This window comes from Rhodococcus pseudokoreensis (assembly GCF_017068395.1).
GTDB lineage: Bacteria > Actinomycetota > Actinomycetes > Mycobacteriales > Mycobacteriaceae > Rhodococcus_F > Rhodococcus_F pseudokoreensis.
Genome location: NZ_CP070619.1, coordinates 8,535,337 through 8,551,345, shown reverse-complemented (window position 1 = coordinate 8,551,345; position 16,009 = coordinate 8,535,337). Strand labels below are relative to the sequence as shown.

Genomic DNA, 16,009 nt, shown 5'->3' with positions numbered 1-16,009 from the left:
GTTTCCGAGCTGAGCTGATCGCTGCCTCGAAACCACAGCTACGTCCACCGCGATGCGCGGCGAGTCGATACTGCGCTCGGCGGACGCCTTCCGAACATGGATACCAGCAATTGGATTCGGCTCGGCATTAGGCTTCTCGTCATGACTGAGCCTCCATCACATCCCGGGTCGACCGGCGATACGGTCACGCATGCCCTCAGAGAGGACATCCTCGCTGGACGGTTGTCCGCCGGGGAGCGTCTGATCGAGGATGCGCTCGCCAAGCAATACGGAGTGTCACGAATCCCGGTTCGCGAGGCATTGACACGCCTGCAATCCGAGGGATTCGTCAACATCGTCAGAAACAAGGGCGCAACCGTATCCGACGCCATGCTCAAGGGCGGCCGAGAATTGTTGGAGATTCGACGAGGACTGGAGACCTTGTCCGCGCAGCTCGCCGCCCAGAACCATGGGGGTTCTGTTGTGCGTGAATTGACCGCGATTGCCGACGGCGAAGCCATCGAAGACGACCACGCACCGTTCCACGAACTGGTGGCCGAAGCGTCCGGAAATCAGCAACTGGTCGAGATGCTCAAGTCGGTAAACCTTCGAGTGCAGTGGGGATTGGGACACAATCCCGAAGCCTCGTCCGGAGACCACCGCATCCTCGCAATGGCGATCGTGAAGGGGTCTGCCACCCAGGCCGGGTACCTCATGGACGAGCACCTTCGCCGCGACGAACGCTACTTCGCAGAGAAGTTCGACCACGATCAAACGGGAGCTGAACACCGCCAACAGACCTGATTGTATACCGATCTGGGTGTGTTTTCAGGACGGTAACGAAAATGCCCAGCTGGGAAACGGTGGCGTAACAGGTTTCGTATACAAATTGCTGCAGCGCGGTTGGAGTCAGGGACGACTTGCGATCGGCTCGCCGACAGAATTGCTGCCGGTGCCATAACTCAGCACCCGGAGCCCACTATGTCCCAGAACCAGAACGGCACACTCTCTTCCGAACCAGACAAGACAGCTGTTACCGCTGCAGCCCCGGATCCCAGCTCCACACCCGGACTCACAGCAGCATTGGACCGCATCGGCTTCGGTCGCGTGCAGGCCGCGTTGATCCTCCTTTTGATGGCCGGCCTGTTCTTCGATTCCCTGGAGCAGAACTCGACGGGCGCCATGGGCACGCTTCTCAAAGAGTCCTTCGGCATCGGCAACACCGAGCTGACCATGATCAACACCGCCACCGTGATAGGCGGGTTGGTCGGCCGCATCATCGGCGGCTACATCGCGGACCGCTGGGGGCGCCGAGCCGCACTCAGCCTGAACTTACTGGTCTACACCCTCGGCGGCCTCATCAGCGCGATGTCGGTGAGCTACGAAATGCTCCTGGCCAGCCGCTTCATCGTCGGCATCGGCTTGGGCGGCGAATTCACAGTCGGCCTGGCCATCTTGGCGGAGATCGTTGCCACCCGACACCGCGGATCACTGCTGGCCACGTTGAACATATCTTCCGGGGGAATCGGCAACATCGCATCGTTCGGCTTCTTCTGGCTCGTCCTCGGCCCGCTCAACGGAACACTCGGAGGCAACGACAGCGCATGGCGCTGGACTTACGTCCTCCTCGCCCTCCCTGCCGTACTCGTGGTGTTCTTCCGCCGATACCTGCCCGAATCCCCCCGATTCCTACTCTCCAAGGGACGCGTCCTCGACGCCAACAAAAGCCTCACCCGGCTGGCCAGCGGCAGCATCGCCGGACTGCGAAACCCCGGCCCCACACAGCAATTCGTCACCGTTGCCGATATCCCACTCCAGACCAAGAGTAGCTACACCGAGGTGTTCAAGGGCCAAAACCTGCGGCGCACAGCAGCAATCGGAGCAGCGTCCTGGATGTCGTTCGGTCCACAGGTCACGCTGCTGTTCCTGATGCCGATCCTGCTGGTCTCACGCGGCTACTCCCTGGCCGACTCGCTGGCGTTCACCATGATCATGAACATCGGCTCGCTGTTCGGCGCATGCGCAGCCTCGTACCTCGCAGGCAAAGCGCCCCGAAAGCTCACCGTGACCGTCGCCGCCGTCCTGGGCTGCATCTCGGCCGTCTGCTTCGCCTCGTTCGCCAACACCACAGCTCTGATCCTGTTGCTGGGAATGATCTTTCAGTTCTTCACCATGATGCTCAACACGATGCTCTCCGTCTGGTCACCCGAGCTGTTTCCGACATCGGTACGCGCCATGGGCACCTCGGTCGTCAACGGCATCGGCAACGTAGCGGGAGCAGTCATGCCGTTCGCCGCACTGTTCTTCTTCGACCGCTTCGGTGTTCCTGGCGTCTTCTCCATGATCGCAGTCATGTACGCCCTGCTCGTGGTCGCAGCGCGCTTCGGCCCGGAAACGCTGGGCAAGTCCTTGGAAACCGTCACCGAAAAACCGGTCCTCGCTGCAACCGCAGCCTGACCACCACCCCGAAGGAAACTGACATGATGCACCTCAACATCTCCGCCACCGCACACGGACCGAACTACCTGCCCCAGTACTACGCCGAACAAGAAGGCTTGTTCGGCGCACGCGACATCGTCGTCAACGACACAGCATGCGATCCATGGACCGGCGTCCTCGACGACCTCGACAGCGGCGCCGCCGATGTCGCACTCGGCGGATTGTGGGTTCCTGGAATGTATGCACAAGGGCCACGCGAGCTCACGGTGTTCGCACAAGTCAATCACCAGTTCCCCAAAGCGCTGGTCACTCGAAAGCAGTACCCGGACTTCACCTGGTCCGACCTCGAAGGCGCCACGGTATTGGCACCCGGAATCGGAGGCAGCGCCCCCTTCGCCTTCACCGCGGGATTGATCCGAGAGTCCGGCGTCGACCCTTCCTCGATCACCTTCCTACGCGATCTGTCGACGCCGATGTTCGTCGAACTGTTCGAAGCGGGGCTGGGCGACGCGATCATCCTCGACATGACAACCGCAGAAATATTGCAGCACAGGGCATCCGGGCACATCGCCATCGACTACACCGTCGCGGGCGGCCTCGGGCCCAACAGCGTCTACTATTGCCGCACCGACCGCTTCGCCGAGCTCAGCGACCGGCTCTTCGTGTTCGTATCAGCGTTGCAGGAGTCGATGCAGCTACTCAAATCGGTGACTTCCGACGACCTTTCCCCCCTCCTCGCCGCTCACTGGCCGGCAATTCCGGCCGCGGTCCTGGCGAAGTCGTGCGACACGATGCTGCACTCGCGTACGTGGGACACCGTATGCATCGACGCCGATGCAACCAACAGGTGGATGCGAATTCTGCACGAGGAGAAGATGGTCCAAACGGCACCTACGTTCGAGCAACTTGTCGACACCAGCATTGTCGATCAGCTCTCCCCCACCGCCAGTTCGACGAGCCTGCAATGACTCTCGCGTTGACGCACTCGGACATCCTTTCGGTCCTGGATCGACAAGAAGTGCGCAAAGCCGTCGAGCAGGCGCACGCAGGTCTCGCGATGGGTGAGTGTGCCAACCCAGCTCCCTCTGCCATCGCGTTACCCGAGTCCGGCATCGCGCTCCCCATGGCTACCGGTGGGCGCGGGATGGTGGCGGTGAAACTCCTGTGCGACGTACCTGCGAACCGCGACCGCGGGCTGCCGACCCAGCGCTCGACGATCATGGTGTCCTCCGCCATCACCGGTGAGGCCCTTGCCATCCTCGATGGGCGGGCGATCACTGCGATCCGTACCGCCGCCGCGAGTGCGGTTGCCACCGACCATCTCGCGAGGCGGTCCCCCTCGATGCTCGGTATGATCGGCGCCGGCAACTTGGCGGTCGAGCATGCATTCGCAATCGCCGCCGTTCGGGACATCACGCGGATCGTGGTCTGGTCACGCAGCACCGAGACGATAGGCAGCTTCCGCGCTGCAACAGCAACTCTCGGCATTTCGGTCGAATCGGCGGAATCCCCGGAGGATGTCCTGGCGGTCTCCGACATCGTGTGCACGCTTACTCCGTCCCGGCGGCCCATCGTGCGTGGTGTGTCATTCAGACCGGGACAACATGTCAATGCAGTCGGTGCACCGCCTCGCGCCGATCACCGGGAAATCGACGGCATCGGAATGCAACGAGCAAAAGTAGTCGTCGATAGCTTCCCGACGGCAATGGCCAAATCGGGGGGCGTGCTCCTCGCGATCTCCGAAGGTTTCATCACCGAAGACGACGCACGCACCGAGTTGGGTGATGTCATCGTCGGCAAGGCTGCAGGCCGCATGTCCGATACCGACATCACGTTGTACGAATCGGTCGGCATCGGACTCCAAGATCTCGCCACAGCCGAGCTCGTCATCGAACGCGCTACTGCACAAGGCATCGGCACATCGATCAACCTCAGCGGGTGAACAAGTCCCCGGCAAAGTGCGGCGTCGCGGGCGCAGGTGAACGTTCGGGTTGCTTCGGATGGTCCACACCCAGCATGAAGCGGCCAGAGGCCGCTCGAGGGCCAGGGCGGGGGCGGAGCATCACGACGCACACCTTGTCTTGGCACCGGATCGCGCGAACGTAGTTGCGGCGCTGCTTGCGGCTTTTGCGGCCGGTCGTGGTGAGTACTCCGTGACCAAGGTCGTGCTCCACCCCTCGGGACTTTCAGTGTGCTGGTTCGAAATCTGCCAGCATCTGCTCGAGCGCGGCCTGGTCGGGTCCGACGAAGGCATCGGCTTGCGGGGCGGCGGCGAGCATGTCGAGATACTCCGCAGTGCGGCCCTCCGCCGGTGGAAGGTGAGTGCTGAGGAGGAGTCGGGGCTCGAGAGCGCTCAGGGCCGACACGGTGGCCATGAATTTCTCCTGGTCCACGGTGTGCACCCAGGGGCTGTCCACGGTGGCCCACAGGTGCTGGGCGGCGCGTACGGCGCTCGGCAGGCAGTAGCCGATATCATCGGCGGTGGCGAGCTCCGCGGTCTCCATCGGGGCCCCGAAGCAGTCGGACGAGAAGTACGATCCGCTGCGGTCGTCGAAGCAACCGACCGTGCTCGGATTGTCGAACAGCGGCGGACGCAGCGCGGTCAGCCGGCGATCGCCGACATCGAGGGATTGCCCCGGATTGAGCAGGTACACGCGGTCCAACGGGACGGACCGTTCGCACGACATGATGCCGACACCGGCGAAGGTGGTGATCAGTCGTGCGTGGGGCGCCTCGTCGAGCAGGTCGAAGAGCGAGCCGGTGTGATCGCGGTCCGGATGGGTCAGCCACACCCATTCGACGTCGGCGGGGTCGACCACCGATCCGAGTGCGTCCAGGAACCCGCGGTCGGGCAGACTCAGTCCGGTGTCGACGACCACCGGTTCGGCGGCCTGGAGAACATAGGCGTTCACCGGGAGGTGTCCGATGCCGGGCACTTCCAGTTCGTCGCTGAGGACCGCGATGTCGGGACGTATTCTGTTGATGCGCATGGGAACTCTCCTCAGGCTTCGTAGTCGACGCGGATCAGCGACCGGGCGATCTCGGCCAGCTCGGCGTCGGAAGGGACGTATCCCCGGGGAACCTTCAGGCCGAGTTCGAACGGTGAGGCACCGTCGTCGAGAGCGGCACGGAATGCGGAGCCGCCCTCGGCGGGGGTGGCCTCGAGCAACAGGGCCCGCCCCCGGCGAACCAGGCCCCGGTGGGTGACCGTCACCGGTGCGCCGCCGGCGAAGTTGAACCGCCAGGGCCGCTCGGTGAAGATCAGCGTGTCACCGCCGACGTGGTGCAGGCACACCGGCACCCGCAAGATGCGCCCGGTACGGCGTCCGGTGAACTCGATCAGTCCTTGGCGCCGAATGCGCCGACCCAACGACCGGGTCGTGAGGGCACGCCGGACCAACGGATTGACCAGCCTCATCAATCGGGGAGACGGGGGACTCAGCCGCACCTTCGCGGTCTCGGACTTCGACATGCCCCGACGCTAGGCCCGGCACGGCGGGGGCACCATTCCAGATTTCTGGTATTTCCGGCGTTCGGTCCGGGCTCCTAGGATGGACGGGTGAGCACGGATTCCGTGCAGTGCGCGGCCGACAAGATCGCACGAGTGTGCGCCGCACCGTGCGGCCTCGTCGCGTTGTGGCAGGACGCGTCGGACATCGTGGCCGGGGTGGTCCCGTACTACTGGACGCCGTGCTGGTTCACCGTCGACCCGTCGTCGTTGCTGATGACCAGCCACTATCACTTCGGCATGGACGAGTTCCCCAACGAGTGGCTGGCCGCCGAGTACTACGAGGACGACGTCCAATCGGTACCCGACGTGATGCGTTCGGCCACGGGGATTTCCACGCTGCACGACGCAACCGAGGGGGATCCGTCGCAGAGCCCGCGTTGGCGTCGGAACCGCACACTCGGTGGCGATCAGGAGTTGATCGTCCGACTGCGCACCCGCTCCGGCGAGACCTGGGGAGCGCTGTCGCTCTACCGGGACGAGGGCATGCCCCGGTTCACCGACATTGAGAAGTCTTTCCTCCGTGAGATTTCGCCGATCCTCGCCGGCGGCGCCCGACGTGCGTTGCTGTACGGGCAGGCGGAGGAGCCGGAGTATTCCGATTCGCCGGGCCTGCTCGTCCTCGACCACAATTGGGACGTCGAATCGGCCACTCCGGGTGTCGACCGGTGGATGGCGGATCTTCCCGGCGGGAACTGGGATCGCGGCGAGTTGCCGGCCGCCGTGATCGCTCTCGCCGGCCGAGTGCTGCGTTCCGCGGAAGACCGCGATCACGTCGGCGAGGTCGCGCTCTCACGGGTGCTCTCCCGCTCCGGAGCGTGGCTGGTGCTGCACGGTGCGTGCCTGGCGTCGACCGGCCGCCAGCGGATCGCGGTGATCGTCGAGCCCGCGCACCCCAGCCGGCTCTACCCCCTGCTGATGTCGGCCTACGGGCTGACCGAGCGCGAGAGGGAAGTCACCGCGATGGTACTGCAAGGGGCGTCGACCTCGCAGATCTCGGCCGCACTCTCCGTGTCTGCGTACACCGTCCAAAAACATCTCGAGAGCATCTTCGACAAGACCGGCGTCCGCAGTCGACGCGACCTGGTCGGCAAGGTGTTCTTTCACCACTACGAACCACGGTTCCGCGACAACGAAAAACGCACGCTCGCAGACCGGCCGCTCCGGGGTGGCCCCTGGCCCGCGGATCGTCGGCGCCGCACAGGTCGCTAGACGATCGCTGATCGGCTACCGGGCTGCAGCAAGTCAGGCAGGGTGCGCCCGTGTCGCTTGGCCGAAATCGTCGCGGACGTACCAGGCAATCCAGACGGCTGGAAATACGACACAGCCAACAATGACCAGCCCATCTTGTTGTCGGTTCGGCGATACTCACCCACGCCAGTGAGCACCGCCAACAGGGTTATGAGTGCAATCGGTACCGCGAGCATGACCACCATCGTCACCCGCCACGTCACCGCTCACATCGAAATCGTCTCTGCACCATCCCTACGATGCGAAATCCGCGCAGAAGATGCCCGGACAACGGATCGGTGACCAGATGTCGAATGAACAGGGCACCAACAGGCGATTTCGACACTCGGAAGGCTAGGCTTCCCGCACGTGCGGGAGGTTTGACTCTATTCCAGATGGGCCGGCCTGCAACCATAGCTCTGCGGCATCCGGTACCACGGGCTATGCCGCGCGATTTCGCCACACGCCGAACATCTGATGCGTCGCGGCTCGTTGACAACAAGTTTATTTCCGACAAATGTATGCACGATCAGCGACTTCGAGTGGCCGCCATCCACCAGTCCGGTGAACACGAAATCGTACATCGTGAGCAAACGTCCGCATCGGCAGTACATTCTTTCCAGGTAATACCGATCACCGGCCAGCATGCCTTCCCGCAGATCCAGGAGCCGCTCCATCCGTGCAATATCTTCGTCATCGGATTTCGTTGACTTGGTTTCGTCTTCGAGTTCGGCCTCACTCGGCCCCGACTGCTCAAATTCCGCGCGGGACAACGAAACGACGCTGTTGTAGTCAGCCATTGCGGACCTCCAGGTTGCGGACTTGCGCGTTCCGGACATCGAGACCGGACGCCGGGCAACTCGCCAACATGGGTTATGAGACAGCCTCTTGCCTGGCCCATTCCAGCATCACGCGATGACACAAATTTCTCGACAAGACCGGTTGGTTCCATCATGGTCTGCGGCCGGAGGAAAGTCACGGTCGGTTCGCTTCCCTAATGAAGGCGCACAAACGGTGCCCCGGGCGATAGCGCACACATCGAGGTCCGCCGCCGTCCGCGGGATCAGGGTGGACGTAATCGCCGATCCGCGGTCGCTGGCGTGTGCGAAAAGTACTCACCGAGTTGAGCATGAAAGGCCGAGAGCGCCTGCGCTTCAAATCCGAGCGCGTATCCGGCCGAGGGAAACTCCGATCTGCACGGGTGACATGTGGATCAGCAGCCAGAAGATGAGTCCGTCGCCGTGCGGCATCGTTGCCGGCCACAGCGAGCGGCGAAGGCATACCCAGTCCGATCCGTTGGGAGGAGGTCAGTAACTCCCAGCGCACCGTCGACGTCGGGGTAGGCCGTAGAACCCCGCCGTGAGGACTGCGAAGCGCAGCATGCGCGCGGCCACCGTCGTCGTCGGCGGCGGCTGCAGTCCGGCGACTTGACCTCGGCTCCGACCAAGACGACAACCTCTGCCGCCCATCAACGGCGTCTTCGCCCCCCGGGGGTGCGAAACTGCTGAGCCTCGCCAGCTACCGGCCAACGGTGGAATAATCCAACGAGGAGGATCGTCCACCCCGACGAAGCGATGCCCTTGCAAACGTCGACCCCGGCCCAGGGCCTCAGGACCGCCCGAGTGCGCCGGGGTCGGCCCACAGAGAACGGGTGTGGTCCTGCGGCAACCGACTGCGTTCGAACCAACACCAGACCCACAACCGACGTGGAGGGCTCCGATTTCTTGTCACCCTCCCTAACGTGCGGTAACAAATCGGACCCCGGCGCCGACAAACCAGATGACGAAGTCAACGATGACGGACCCGACCAGAGGGCGCTGGACTCGCAAGGCGAGCAGGCAGATGAACGAACTGCTGAGCACGCTGCCGGAAAGGCACCGGAAGACATGCTCCACCTCGTAGTCGGTATGTCAGCCGAGGAGACGGGCCCCGACCGTGGGTAGTACCGCAAGAGCTGTTCGCGCGGCTCGACACGAAGCCATCGCAAGTGACGAGGGCAGGTGAGAGGCTTGGCTAGGAGCTCCGATCGCAACGGCAATCCCGATGCCGACCTCCCAGGAGACGACGCACCGGTGGACGTCACGGCTGTGCGCCGCGACGATGCGCTGATCGATGCGATCGCCGGTGGCGGTCCCGTCGCAACGGATTCGCCGGAGCAGTACGAGCTCGCGCTTCTGCTGACCAATTGGCGTGCCGACATCGTGTCGACGCCGATGCCGACCGGGCCGCTGCTCGACGACGTGATCGCGGCGATCGACGCCTCGGACAACGTTCGTTCCGCACGCGGCGCCGCCCGCGGCAAGCTCCGCCTGTTGCGACCCATCGCGGGCGCTGCCGCCGCGATCGCGGTCGTCATGGGCGGTGCCACCATATTCTCGTACGACGCCGAACCCGGCGATCCGCTGTGGAGCGTCAAGTCGGTCGTGTTCAGCCAGCAGGCCGATTCGACCGTCGCGCAGATCGACACCACGTCGCAACTGCAGGAGGCCGAGCGGCTGATCGCCGTGGGAGACGCGGAGTCGGCGAAGAACCTGCTCGACGGTGCCGCCGATCGTGCGGGCGGGGTGCGCGACGCCGACATGCGCAACGAACTCGACGTGTGGCGGGCGAAGCTGGCCGCGGAGGTCGAGAAGATGTCCCCGACCACGCCGCCGGCCGCGACGACGACGCCCGGTACCACCACCACCGACGCGCCAACGCAGACCGCTGAACTGCCTGCCACCGTTCCGGGAACACCCGGTTCCACGACAGCTCCGGGAATCGAGCAGCTGCCGGGAACCCTGCCGACGGATCTTCAGCCCCCCGAACTGCTGCCCACTTCACCGCCGCCGCTACCCACGACGACCCTCACACTCCCGCCCGAGACGCTGCCGTCCACCAACCCGGAACCCCCCATCACGATGGTCCCGCCTCCGCAGCCGCCCCTGCCCGTCCCGTCCGACACCCCGACCCCACAACTGCCACTCCCCGCGCCGCCGCCGGACAACCCGACCACACAACCACCCCTGCCTGTCCCACCGAACAACCCGACAGAGCCACCCACCCAGCAGCCGTCGCAGGAGCCTTCCTCGGCGCCGCTGGCGCCGCCGGTCCCGACCAGCTGACCCGCTCCACCCGCTCACCCCGCCCCGAGCACGTTCCCGACAGTGGTCGGCCCGCCGTCAGCTCTGGCTTCTCCCCACTCTTCGGGCGACGAGCAGTGATCGTAAATCAGTCCTTCGATTCGCGGACGTCCTTTCCCTGCTCGGCGAACGCCTTGAAGTCCTGCATGTGCTGTTGCGACTGCTTGCGGAAGGCGCCAGGCATCAAGAGCCCCACTAGCCGCATCAGCAAGCCGCTGAACCGGTATTCGCTCTCGCTCACCCAGAGCGTCGTCTCCGGACCGGCTTCGGTCAGCCGGTCTCGCACGGCGCTCCACATGCCCTCACCGACGATCTCGCGGTCGAAGTGGGACTGTCTGAATAACGGTTGATCTGATCTTGGTTCGACACGCCGAGCTGCTGCTTGGCGGGAAGGATCGATGATGACCGAAACACTGGATCCCATGGCAGCGACCGAAGTGGATCAGAAGCAGTTGGCCGAGCAACTCCTGGCCCAGGCCAAGGAGCAGGGGGTGGATTTGATGGGCCCGGACGGGCTATTGAATCAGCTCACCAAGAACGTCCTCGAAACCGCGCTGGACGCGGAGATGACCGAGCACCTTGGCTACGAGAAACACGACGCCGCCGGCCGCGGGAGCGGGAACTCACGCAACGGCACCCGGACGAAGACGGTGCTGACCGAGATCGGACCTGTGGAAATCGATGTCCCGAGGGATACTGATTCCTCGTTCGCGCCGCAGATCGTCAAGAAGCGTCAACGTCGGCTGACCGGTATCGATGAGATCGTATTATCCTTGACAGCAAAGGGTTTAACTACCGGTGAGGTCTCTGCCCACTTCCAGGATATTTACGGAGCGACGGTGTCGAAGGACACCATCTCGCGCATCACCGACAAGGTCGTCGGCGAGATGACCGACTGGCAGAACCGTCCGTTGGACCGGGTGTACCCCGTGATCTTCATCGATGCGATTCACGTGAAAGTGCGGGATGGGCAGGTCACGAACCGGCCGATGTACGTCGCGATCGGGGTCACCGTCAACGGCGAACGCGACATTCTGGGTGTGTGGGCCGGCGACGGTGGTGAGGGTGCGAAGTTCTGGCTCTCAGTGCTCACGGAGATCAAGAACCGCGGTGTCGCCGACGTCTGCATCGTGGTGTGTGACGGGTTGAAGGGATTGCCCGATGCCATCAACACGGTGTGGGAACTCGCAGTGGTGCAGACCTGCATTATTCATCTGATACGCAACACCTTTCGGTTCGCTGCCCGGCAGTACTGGGATGAGATGGCGCGTGATCTCAGACCGGTCTACACGGCACCGTCCGAGTCGGCGGCCAAGGAACGATTCGATGAATTCGCCGGGAAGTGGGGCGCGCGGTATCCGGCGATCGTACGGATGTGGGGAAACGCGTGGACAGAGTTCGTGCCGTTCCTGGACTATGACGTCGAGATCAGACGAGTCATCTGCTCGACAAACGCAATCGAGTCCGTCAACGCCCGTTACAGGCGCGCGATAAGGGCCCGTGGACACTTCCCGACCGAGCAAGCAGCCCTGAAATGTCTGTATCTCGCCACACGGGCTCTGGACCCCACCGGGAAGGGTAAGGCACGATGGGTGATGAGGTGGAAGCCAGCGCTCAACGCGTTCGCAATCACCTTCGAAGGCCGCATCACCCCGAACGGTGACTAACCGACGCCGAGGTCGGATCCACCGTTAATCGGACACTCCCGTCGAAGTGAACGACGCTCCCTTTCGGGATCCCGCGCAGGTCTGCAGGTTCCCGACGCGTGATGGTCTCGGTGCACTCGATCTTCTGCTTCCCCATCTGCATCACGACCCGCGATTTGGTACCGACCTGGCCGTGCGCCCCACTGAGTGGCTCGTGCAGCACCAGACCCCGCAGCCACTTCGGCAGGTGTGCCGAATCGGCGAGCAGCTGTACCACTGTCTCCCGTGGCAGGGCGATCTCGATCGAGACGGTGTTCTTCATACACACGCAGAGTAGCGCCCCGCTGCCTCGGTGTCGGTGGACGATCTATTGCTCGAGCATGCCGCAGTCACCGAACGGATCTGGTTTCAGCACGTCTTGGCAGTCCTGTACCGTCGCCTCGGCGACGTCAACCTGCGGTTTATCTACCTGCTCGCGATCGAGCACTTCGCGCGTCACGCCGGCCACGGCGACATCCTCGACGAACAGATCAGTCATCCCGTCCCGCCCACCGCTGACGCGTCAGAACAGCCGTAGTGTCGATGTCGCTGGCGCCTCCTTGCAGAGAATTCAGGCTTTGCCTTTGAAGGGCTACGTGAGTGCATCGTCCAGCGAGTTGAACTCAGGCGACATCTCGTGCGACGCATTGAATCAACCTGCTCTGCAAGTTAATCCGAATATCGGCTTGGCGCCACGGTGAATCGAACTGCGCCCGAGCCGCGAGTGAGAGTCGAGCTATGGGAGCCGGGCGCTGCCCGCACCCACGTATTTCAGGTGGTGGACCTCGTCGAGGACCTTGATCACCTCGTCGAAGGTGCCCGGGTCGGTCAGCACGTCGTTGGATTCGGCGATAGTGAGTGCGGTCGAGTCCAGAGGTCCGCGGTCAAGGAGCATCAGGGCGAGTTCGGCGGGGTTGTTGCGGCAACGGTAGATCACGCCGTCCGTGTTCGGGTCAGTGTCGAGGATCTGGTGACAGGTGGTTCGGGACCAGGCGTACGCGGAGCGGTCGCAACCGGCCGAGGTCCCTGACAGGTTCAGGGACCGGAGGTCACCGTCCAGCAGGGAGGCCACGGTGACGTCGCGGCCCAGGACCATCTTGGTGTGCGTCTTGTCCGCGAGCCGCTTCCGGCGCACGATCCCCGACCGCGGGATGGGGATGTCGCGGAGGATGCCTTCCGCGACCGCTCCGGCGAGGGACAGCGCCACCTACAGGTATCCGCCGTGGGAGTCGTCGATCGGCTCGAACCGCCCTTGCAGCGAGTCACCGAGTGCGCGGATGCCGCTCCTGTTGAACGAGTTCGGCGGGTACGGAGATCCGGTCCCCGAAATTCGGTGCAGTGCGGTGCCCGCGCGGATCACCCGGGTCTGCGGGGGCCGGCCGTTGTAGCGCTCACTCACCCGGTCAGTCCATGCCCATCTGCTCGGCAGCCACCATCAGCTGCACCTCGGCGTCCGTCAGCGTCTGCGCGATCAGGCGGTCCACCGGCCGCTGGTCGTCGATCAGTGGGTTCTCGGTGAACCACCAGTCCAGGGTTCCCCACGGGTCGAGGTCGCTCTCCATGAGCCGGTTGGCAGATTCGGCGACGGGGCGGATTTGTTTGCGCTCGCGGTCGAATTGGAACAGCGGGTACCGATACTGGTTGCCGACCTTCAACCCGAGGAGTTGATGAGCCTTCCGCTTGGCGTTGGCCAGTGCCCGATTCACATTCCCCGACGGTGAGAGGATCTCGGAGACTTCCATCGAGGAAATCGCCTCGGAGGACAAGGAGAGCGGAGACTCGTAGGTGAGGTTGCCTGTCGCGGTTTCCAGTTCGACCGCATCGCCTCCGGTCGAGCCCTGATCGGCGAGACCACGTGCGGAACGCGATGCCCGGGCACCACCGGCGCCCTCGGCGACGACGGCACGGGTGGCACGTGGCAGCCGCCGCAACTGGATGGTGACCACATCGGTATCACTAGTGTCGAACAACGCCCGCATCACCACACCACTGGCGTCGGAGAGATTCGCGGCGTCCAGTGCGGTTCGGAAAGCGTCGGTGAGCCAGGGCAGCGCCAGCCCCGTCGCACGAAGATCGAACCGAAACTCGAAGTCGACCTCGATACCACCGGACGGACGACGCGACGCACCCTCGAACGAAGACACCACGCTGGTAATCTCCCGCTGCCATTCCAGTGGGCTCTTCGGGAGCTCCCGGACCAGGGCGCCGGCCGCCCGGCCAACGGCGATCCGCGGCTCCGCCATGACACGGTTTCCACCACGAACCGCCGGTGACGGGACGGGCAGGGAACGACCAGCGGCGACACCGGTACGGCCAGGCCACCGGGCCGCAGCCTTCGACCCGAACCGTCCGGAACCCGCGCTCCGATTCACAATCCGATCGCGCTTGTGACCTGCGTTGACGCTTTCGTCCCTCATGATCCGCTCCAACCCCGCCACTACGTTTCTTACGATACAGCGAGTGTAAGTATCGTAAGGCAGGTAGGTGCTCGCCGTCTTCTCGATGACCGGTGACCGATCGGCAACGTGCACAGATCCGGATTTCTAATTGCAGACGGCGGAACCGTTACCTAGTACTACAGTCGCCCTAAACGCGACTGTAGTACTAGTCGTCGTCATGCCGGCTCTGTCATCACACCGAAGTGGCGCGCTGTCCCGGACAGCCCCGGAAGCTCTTGCACGGGCGACCAGGTGCGCAGCCCATCCGTGCTGTCGGAGTAGAGATACTTTCCTTCGGTGTAGGCGTCGAGATAGATCCGCCAGGCGTCGTTCGGCAATTGAACCAGGGCGGGGCCCTCCACCAGCGAACCCCAATTTCCGGGCGGAACGAATGAATAGGGTCCCGTCGCCGACGTCGCGACCGCATGCTCGACGACCTTCTTCGTCTCGTTCTTGGTAAACGCGTGATAGGTCGATCCCACCTTGACCACGGTGGTGTCGATGTGGTCCGCGCCGATCCCGGCGAGCGGAACGGGCGGGCTCCACAACCTGAGCGATGGTTCCAGTGCCGTCATCAGATACGGCACGAATCCTCCACCGGTCGACAGCGACAGGATGACGTTGACGCGGTCGCCGTCCACGAACCATTCGGGCGCCCAGGCTTTGGTGACGAATGGCGACAGCGACGGTCCGTCCTTGAACCCGGCCGATCCCGAGAAGCCCGGCGGGCTCGCAGAACCTGTGCCATCCCCCGTGCCTGGCATGAGTGCGCAGCAAAACGGGACCGGATAGTTTCCCAGGGGTGTCCAGTTGATGCGGTCGCTGCTGCGCGCGAAGCCGATATTCGCACCGCCGCCTGTTGTATAGGTGACGTAATACAACCCGTCTGTGTTCCGGAAGATGCTCGGGTCACGCACAAGCCCTGACGGGGGCCGAAACGCCGACAGTCCGACGGGTTGGAACTCCGTGCCGTCCCTCGACTCGTATACATCCATGTCGCGGTCGCTGACGTTACTGAACGCCACCATTGTGTATCGCCAGGCGGGCGGGGCGGCTGCGCTGCTCCCCGGGGTCGCGAACAGCAGGCCCGCGACAGCGAGCAGCACCATCGATATGGCCGAGAAGCAGGTCCGTTTGGTCACCATCACCGGTGCAGTATCCCTGACAGCAGGCGCACCATGCGTAACTTTGGCCGCAGGCGCTGCGGACGGTGACGGGCCAGTCGTCGGCGGATGTCAGGGCACGAGGGAACACCACCTTGGGGATCTCGTTCATGGCCTGGGCGGACGGGTGGTCGGAGCTGGGCCGGTAGCCGGCCATGATCTCGTAGGTGTTACGGTCCCTGAGGAAAGTCCCCGCATCCCACAGCCGACTGACGAAGCACTCCTCCTGCTCGGGGTCGTCGATGCTCATCATGACGCCTCGAATTCCGTTGTCCGCGTCAGCGCTCTTGCCGTCGAGCGACACGTAAAAGCCCAGAATCGACTCCTCATCCCAGTACCTCCCTGTGCTTCGTCCCGCGCCGGAACCGTACCCGCGCAGACCCACCGCTGTCGGTGTATCCAGAGGTATCGACCACGGATCCACCCGACATTCATCGGTGCACGC

Annotated in this window: 19 protein-coding genes and 1 pseudogene; 8 read left to right on the top strand and 12 right to left on the bottom strand. The window is 63.8% G+C overall.

The window, feature by feature from the left end; translation table 11 throughout:
• Positions 1-141: 141 nt before the first annotated feature.
• The 4 genes from JWS13_RS44495 to JWS13_RS44480 all read left to right on the top strand — a co-directional run bounded on the left by JWS13_RS44495 (position 142) and on the right by JWS13_RS44480 (position 4,360).
• Positions 142-783: a GntR family transcriptional regulator gene (locus tag JWS13_RS44495; RefSeq protein WP_206011413.1), complete on the top strand. Its 642-nt coding sequence runs from the start codon at positions 142-144 to the stop codon at positions 781-783.
• Between the two features lie 177 nt (positions 784-960).
• A complete protein-coding gene (locus JWS13_RS44490) occupies positions 961-2,436 on the top strand; it encodes an MFS transporter (protein WP_241032558.1) in 1,476 nt (491 codons plus the stop codon).
• A 23-nt stretch (positions 2,437-2,459) separates the two neighbouring features.
• On the top strand, positions 2,460-3,386 hold the full coding sequence (locus tag JWS13_RS44485; RefSeq protein WP_206011412.1) for an ABC transporter substrate-binding protein: 927 nt from the start codon (positions 2,460-2,462) through the stop codon (positions 3,384-3,386).
• The gene (locus JWS13_RS44480) at positions 3,383-4,360 is read left to right on the top strand and encodes an ornithine cyclodeaminase family protein (protein ID WP_206011411.1); all 978 of its coding nucleotides are present in this window, start codon (positions 3,383-3,385) and stop codon (positions 4,358-4,360) included. Before JWS13_RS44485 ends, JWS13_RS44480 begins: the two co-directional genes overlap by 4 nt.
• 244 nt (positions 4,361-4,604) lie before the next feature.
• Here JWS13_RS44480 and JWS13_RS44475 read toward each other — a convergent pair whose 3' ends face one another.
• The gene (locus JWS13_RS44475) at positions 4,605-5,408 is read right to left on the bottom strand and encodes an MBL fold metallo-hydrolase (protein ID WP_206011410.1); all 804 of its coding nucleotides are present in this window, start codon (positions 5,406-5,408) and stop codon (positions 4,605-4,607) included.
• A gap of 11 nt (positions 5,409-5,419) precedes the next feature.
• Positions 5,420-5,890, bottom strand: a complete 471-nt coding sequence (locus JWS13_RS44470; RefSeq protein ID WP_241032557.1) for a grhN — start codon at positions 5,888-5,890, stop codon at positions 5,420-5,422.
• A gap of 87 nt (positions 5,891-5,977) precedes the next feature.
• Here JWS13_RS44470 and JWS13_RS44465 point away from each other — a divergent pair, with 87 nt between their 5' ends.
• Positions 5,978-7,138: a helix-turn-helix transcriptional regulator gene (locus JWS13_RS44465; RefSeq protein WP_241032556.1), complete on the top strand. Its 1,161-nt coding sequence runs from the start codon at positions 5,978-5,980 to the stop codon at positions 7,136-7,138.
• Here JWS13_RS44465 and JWS13_RS44460 read toward each other — a convergent pair.
• Together JWS13_RS44460 and JWS13_RS44455 are read right to left on the bottom strand one after the other, a co-directional pair.
• Positions 7,135-7,368: a hypothetical protein gene (locus tag JWS13_RS44460; protein WP_206011409.1), complete on the bottom strand. Its 234-nt coding sequence runs from the start codon at positions 7,366-7,368 to the stop codon at positions 7,135-7,137. The genes JWS13_RS44465 and JWS13_RS44460 overlap by 4 nt on opposite strands.
• Positions 7,369-7,542: 174 nt before the next feature.
• Positions 7,543-7,956, bottom strand: a complete 414-nt coding sequence (locus JWS13_RS44455; protein ID WP_206011408.1) for a hypothetical protein — start codon at positions 7,954-7,956, stop codon at positions 7,543-7,545.
• A gap of 948 nt (positions 7,957-8,904) precedes the next feature.
• On the opposite strand from JWS13_RS44455, the pseudogene JWS13_RS45820 reads away from it, so the two are divergent.
• Together JWS13_RS45820 and JWS13_RS44450 are read left to right on the top strand one after the other, a co-directional pair.
• Positions 8,905-9,173: pseudogene (locus JWS13_RS45820) on the top strand (RNA polymerase subunit sigma); the annotation flags it as partial.
• The gene (locus JWS13_RS44450) at positions 9,157-10,260 is read left to right on the top strand and encodes an anti-sigma-D factor RsdA (RefSeq protein WP_206011407.1); all 1,104 of its coding nucleotides are present in this window, start codon (positions 9,157-9,159) and stop codon (positions 10,258-10,260) included. The pseudogene JWS13_RS45820 and the gene JWS13_RS44450, both read left to right, overlap by 17 nt.
• 106 nt (positions 10,261-10,366) lie before the next feature.
• Here the strand turns inward: JWS13_RS44450 and JWS13_RS44445 are convergent, their stop codons facing one another.
• Positions 10,367-10,702: an SRPBCC family protein gene (locus tag JWS13_RS44445; RefSeq protein WP_241032555.1), complete on the bottom strand. Its 336-nt coding sequence runs from the start codon at positions 10,700-10,702 to the stop codon at positions 10,367-10,369.
• Here JWS13_RS44445 and JWS13_RS44440 point away from each other — a divergent pair.
• Positions 10,680-11,945: an IS256 family transposase gene (locus tag JWS13_RS44440; protein WP_206010612.1), complete on the top strand. Its 1,266-nt coding sequence runs from the start codon at positions 10,680-10,682 to the stop codon at positions 11,943-11,945. The two genes, JWS13_RS44445 and JWS13_RS44440, sit on opposite strands and share 23 nt — an antisense overlap.
• Here the strand turns inward: JWS13_RS44440 and JWS13_RS44435 are convergent.
• The 7 genes from JWS13_RS44435 to JWS13_RS44405 all read right to left on the bottom strand — a co-directional run bounded on the left by JWS13_RS44435 (position 11,926) and on the right by JWS13_RS44405 (position 15,949).
• On the bottom strand, positions 11,926-12,246 hold the full coding sequence (locus JWS13_RS44435) for an SRPBCC family protein (RefSeq protein WP_241032554.1): 321 nt from the start codon (positions 12,244-12,246) through the stop codon (positions 11,926-11,928). The two genes, JWS13_RS44440 and JWS13_RS44435, sit on opposite strands and share 20 nt — an antisense overlap.
• Positions 12,247-12,291: 45 nt before the next feature.
• On the bottom strand, positions 12,292-12,462 hold the full coding sequence (locus JWS13_RS46595; protein WP_241032553.1) for a hypothetical protein: 171 nt from the start codon (positions 12,460-12,462) through the stop codon (positions 12,292-12,294).
• Positions 12,463-12,699: 237 nt separating this feature from the next.
• Complete coding sequence (locus tag JWS13_RS45810) at positions 12,700-13,170, bottom strand: hypothetical protein (protein WP_241032552.1); 471 nt, start codon at positions 13,168-13,170, stop codon at positions 12,700-12,702.
• Positions 13,171-13,362 carry a hypothetical protein gene (locus tag JWS13_RS44420; RefSeq protein ID WP_206011405.1) on the bottom strand — a complete coding sequence of 64 codons (192 nt, stop codon included), beginning with the start codon at positions 13,360-13,362 and terminating at the stop codon, positions 13,171-13,173.
• A gap of 4 nt (positions 13,363-13,366) precedes the next feature.
• The gene (locus JWS13_RS44415) at positions 13,367-14,206 is read right to left on the bottom strand and encodes a hypothetical protein (RefSeq protein WP_206011404.1); all 840 of its coding nucleotides are present in this window, start codon (positions 14,204-14,206) and stop codon (positions 13,367-13,369) included.
• A gap of 371 nt (positions 14,207-14,577) precedes the next feature.
• The gene (locus tag JWS13_RS44410; protein ID WP_206011403.1) at positions 14,578-15,510 is read right to left on the bottom strand and encodes a glycoside hydrolase family 43 protein; all 933 of its coding nucleotides are present in this window, start codon (positions 15,508-15,510) and stop codon (positions 14,578-14,580) included.
• Positions 15,413-15,949: a dihydrofolate reductase family protein gene (locus JWS13_RS44405; RefSeq protein WP_206011402.1), complete on the bottom strand. Its 537-nt coding sequence runs from the start codon at positions 15,947-15,949 to the stop codon at positions 15,413-15,415. The genes JWS13_RS44410 and JWS13_RS44405 overlap by 98 nt, the downstream gene beginning before the upstream one ends.
• Between the last annotated feature and the right edge of the window lie 60 nt (positions 15,950-16,009).

What these genes read in the sequence shown, in the direction of transcription:
- JWS13_RS44495 (WP_206011413.1), top strand. Translation starts at nt 142, where the DNA reads ATGACTGAGCCTCCATCACATCCCGGGTCGACCGGCGATACGGTCACG.
- JWS13_RS44490 (WP_241032558.1), top strand. Translation starts at nt 961, where the DNA reads ATGTCCCAGAACCAGAACGGCACACTCTCTTCCGAACCAGACAAGACA.
- JWS13_RS44485 (WP_206011412.1), top strand. Translation starts at nt 2,460, where the DNA reads ATGATGCACCTCAACATCTCCGCCACCGCACACGGACCGAACTACCTG.
- JWS13_RS44480 (WP_206011411.1), top strand. Translation starts at nt 3,383, where the DNA reads ATGACTCTCGCGTTGACGCACTCGGACATCCTTTCGGTCCTGGATCGA.
- JWS13_RS44475 (WP_206011410.1), bottom strand. Translation starts at nt 5,408, where the DNA reads ATGCGCATCAACAGAATACGTCCCGACATCGCGGTCCTCAGCGACGAA.
- JWS13_RS44470 (WP_241032557.1), bottom strand. Translation starts at nt 5,890, where the DNA reads ATGTCGAAGTCCGAGACCGCGAAGGTGCGGCTGAGTCCCCCGTCTCCC.
- JWS13_RS44455 (WP_206011408.1), bottom strand. Translation starts at nt 7,956, where the DNA reads ATGGCTGACTACAACAGCGTCGTTTCGTTGTCCCGCGCGGAATTTGAG.
- JWS13_RS44440 (WP_206010612.1), top strand. Translation starts at nt 10,680, where the DNA reads ATGACCGAAACACTGGATCCCATGGCAGCGACCGAAGTGGATCAGAAG.
- JWS13_RS44445 (WP_241032555.1), bottom strand. Translation starts at nt 10,702, where the DNA reads ATGGGATCCAGTGTTTCGGTCATCATCGATCCTTCCCGCCAAGCAGCA.
- JWS13_RS44435 (WP_241032554.1), bottom strand. Translation starts at nt 12,246, where the DNA reads ATGAAGAACACCGTCTCGATCGAGATCGCCCTGCCACGGGAGACAGTG.
- JWS13_RS46595 (WP_241032553.1), bottom strand. Translation starts at nt 12,462, where the DNA reads ATGACTGATCTGTTCGTCGAGGATGTCGCCGTGGCCGGCGTGACGCGC.
- JWS13_RS44415 (WP_206011404.1), bottom strand. Translation starts at nt 14,206, where the DNA reads ATGGCGGAGCCGCGGATCGCCGTTGGCCGGGCGGCCGGCGCCCTGGTC.
- JWS13_RS44410 (WP_206011403.1), bottom strand. Translation starts at nt 15,510, where the DNA reads ATGGTGCTGCTCGCTGTCGCGGGCCTGCTGTTCGCGACCCCGGGGAGC.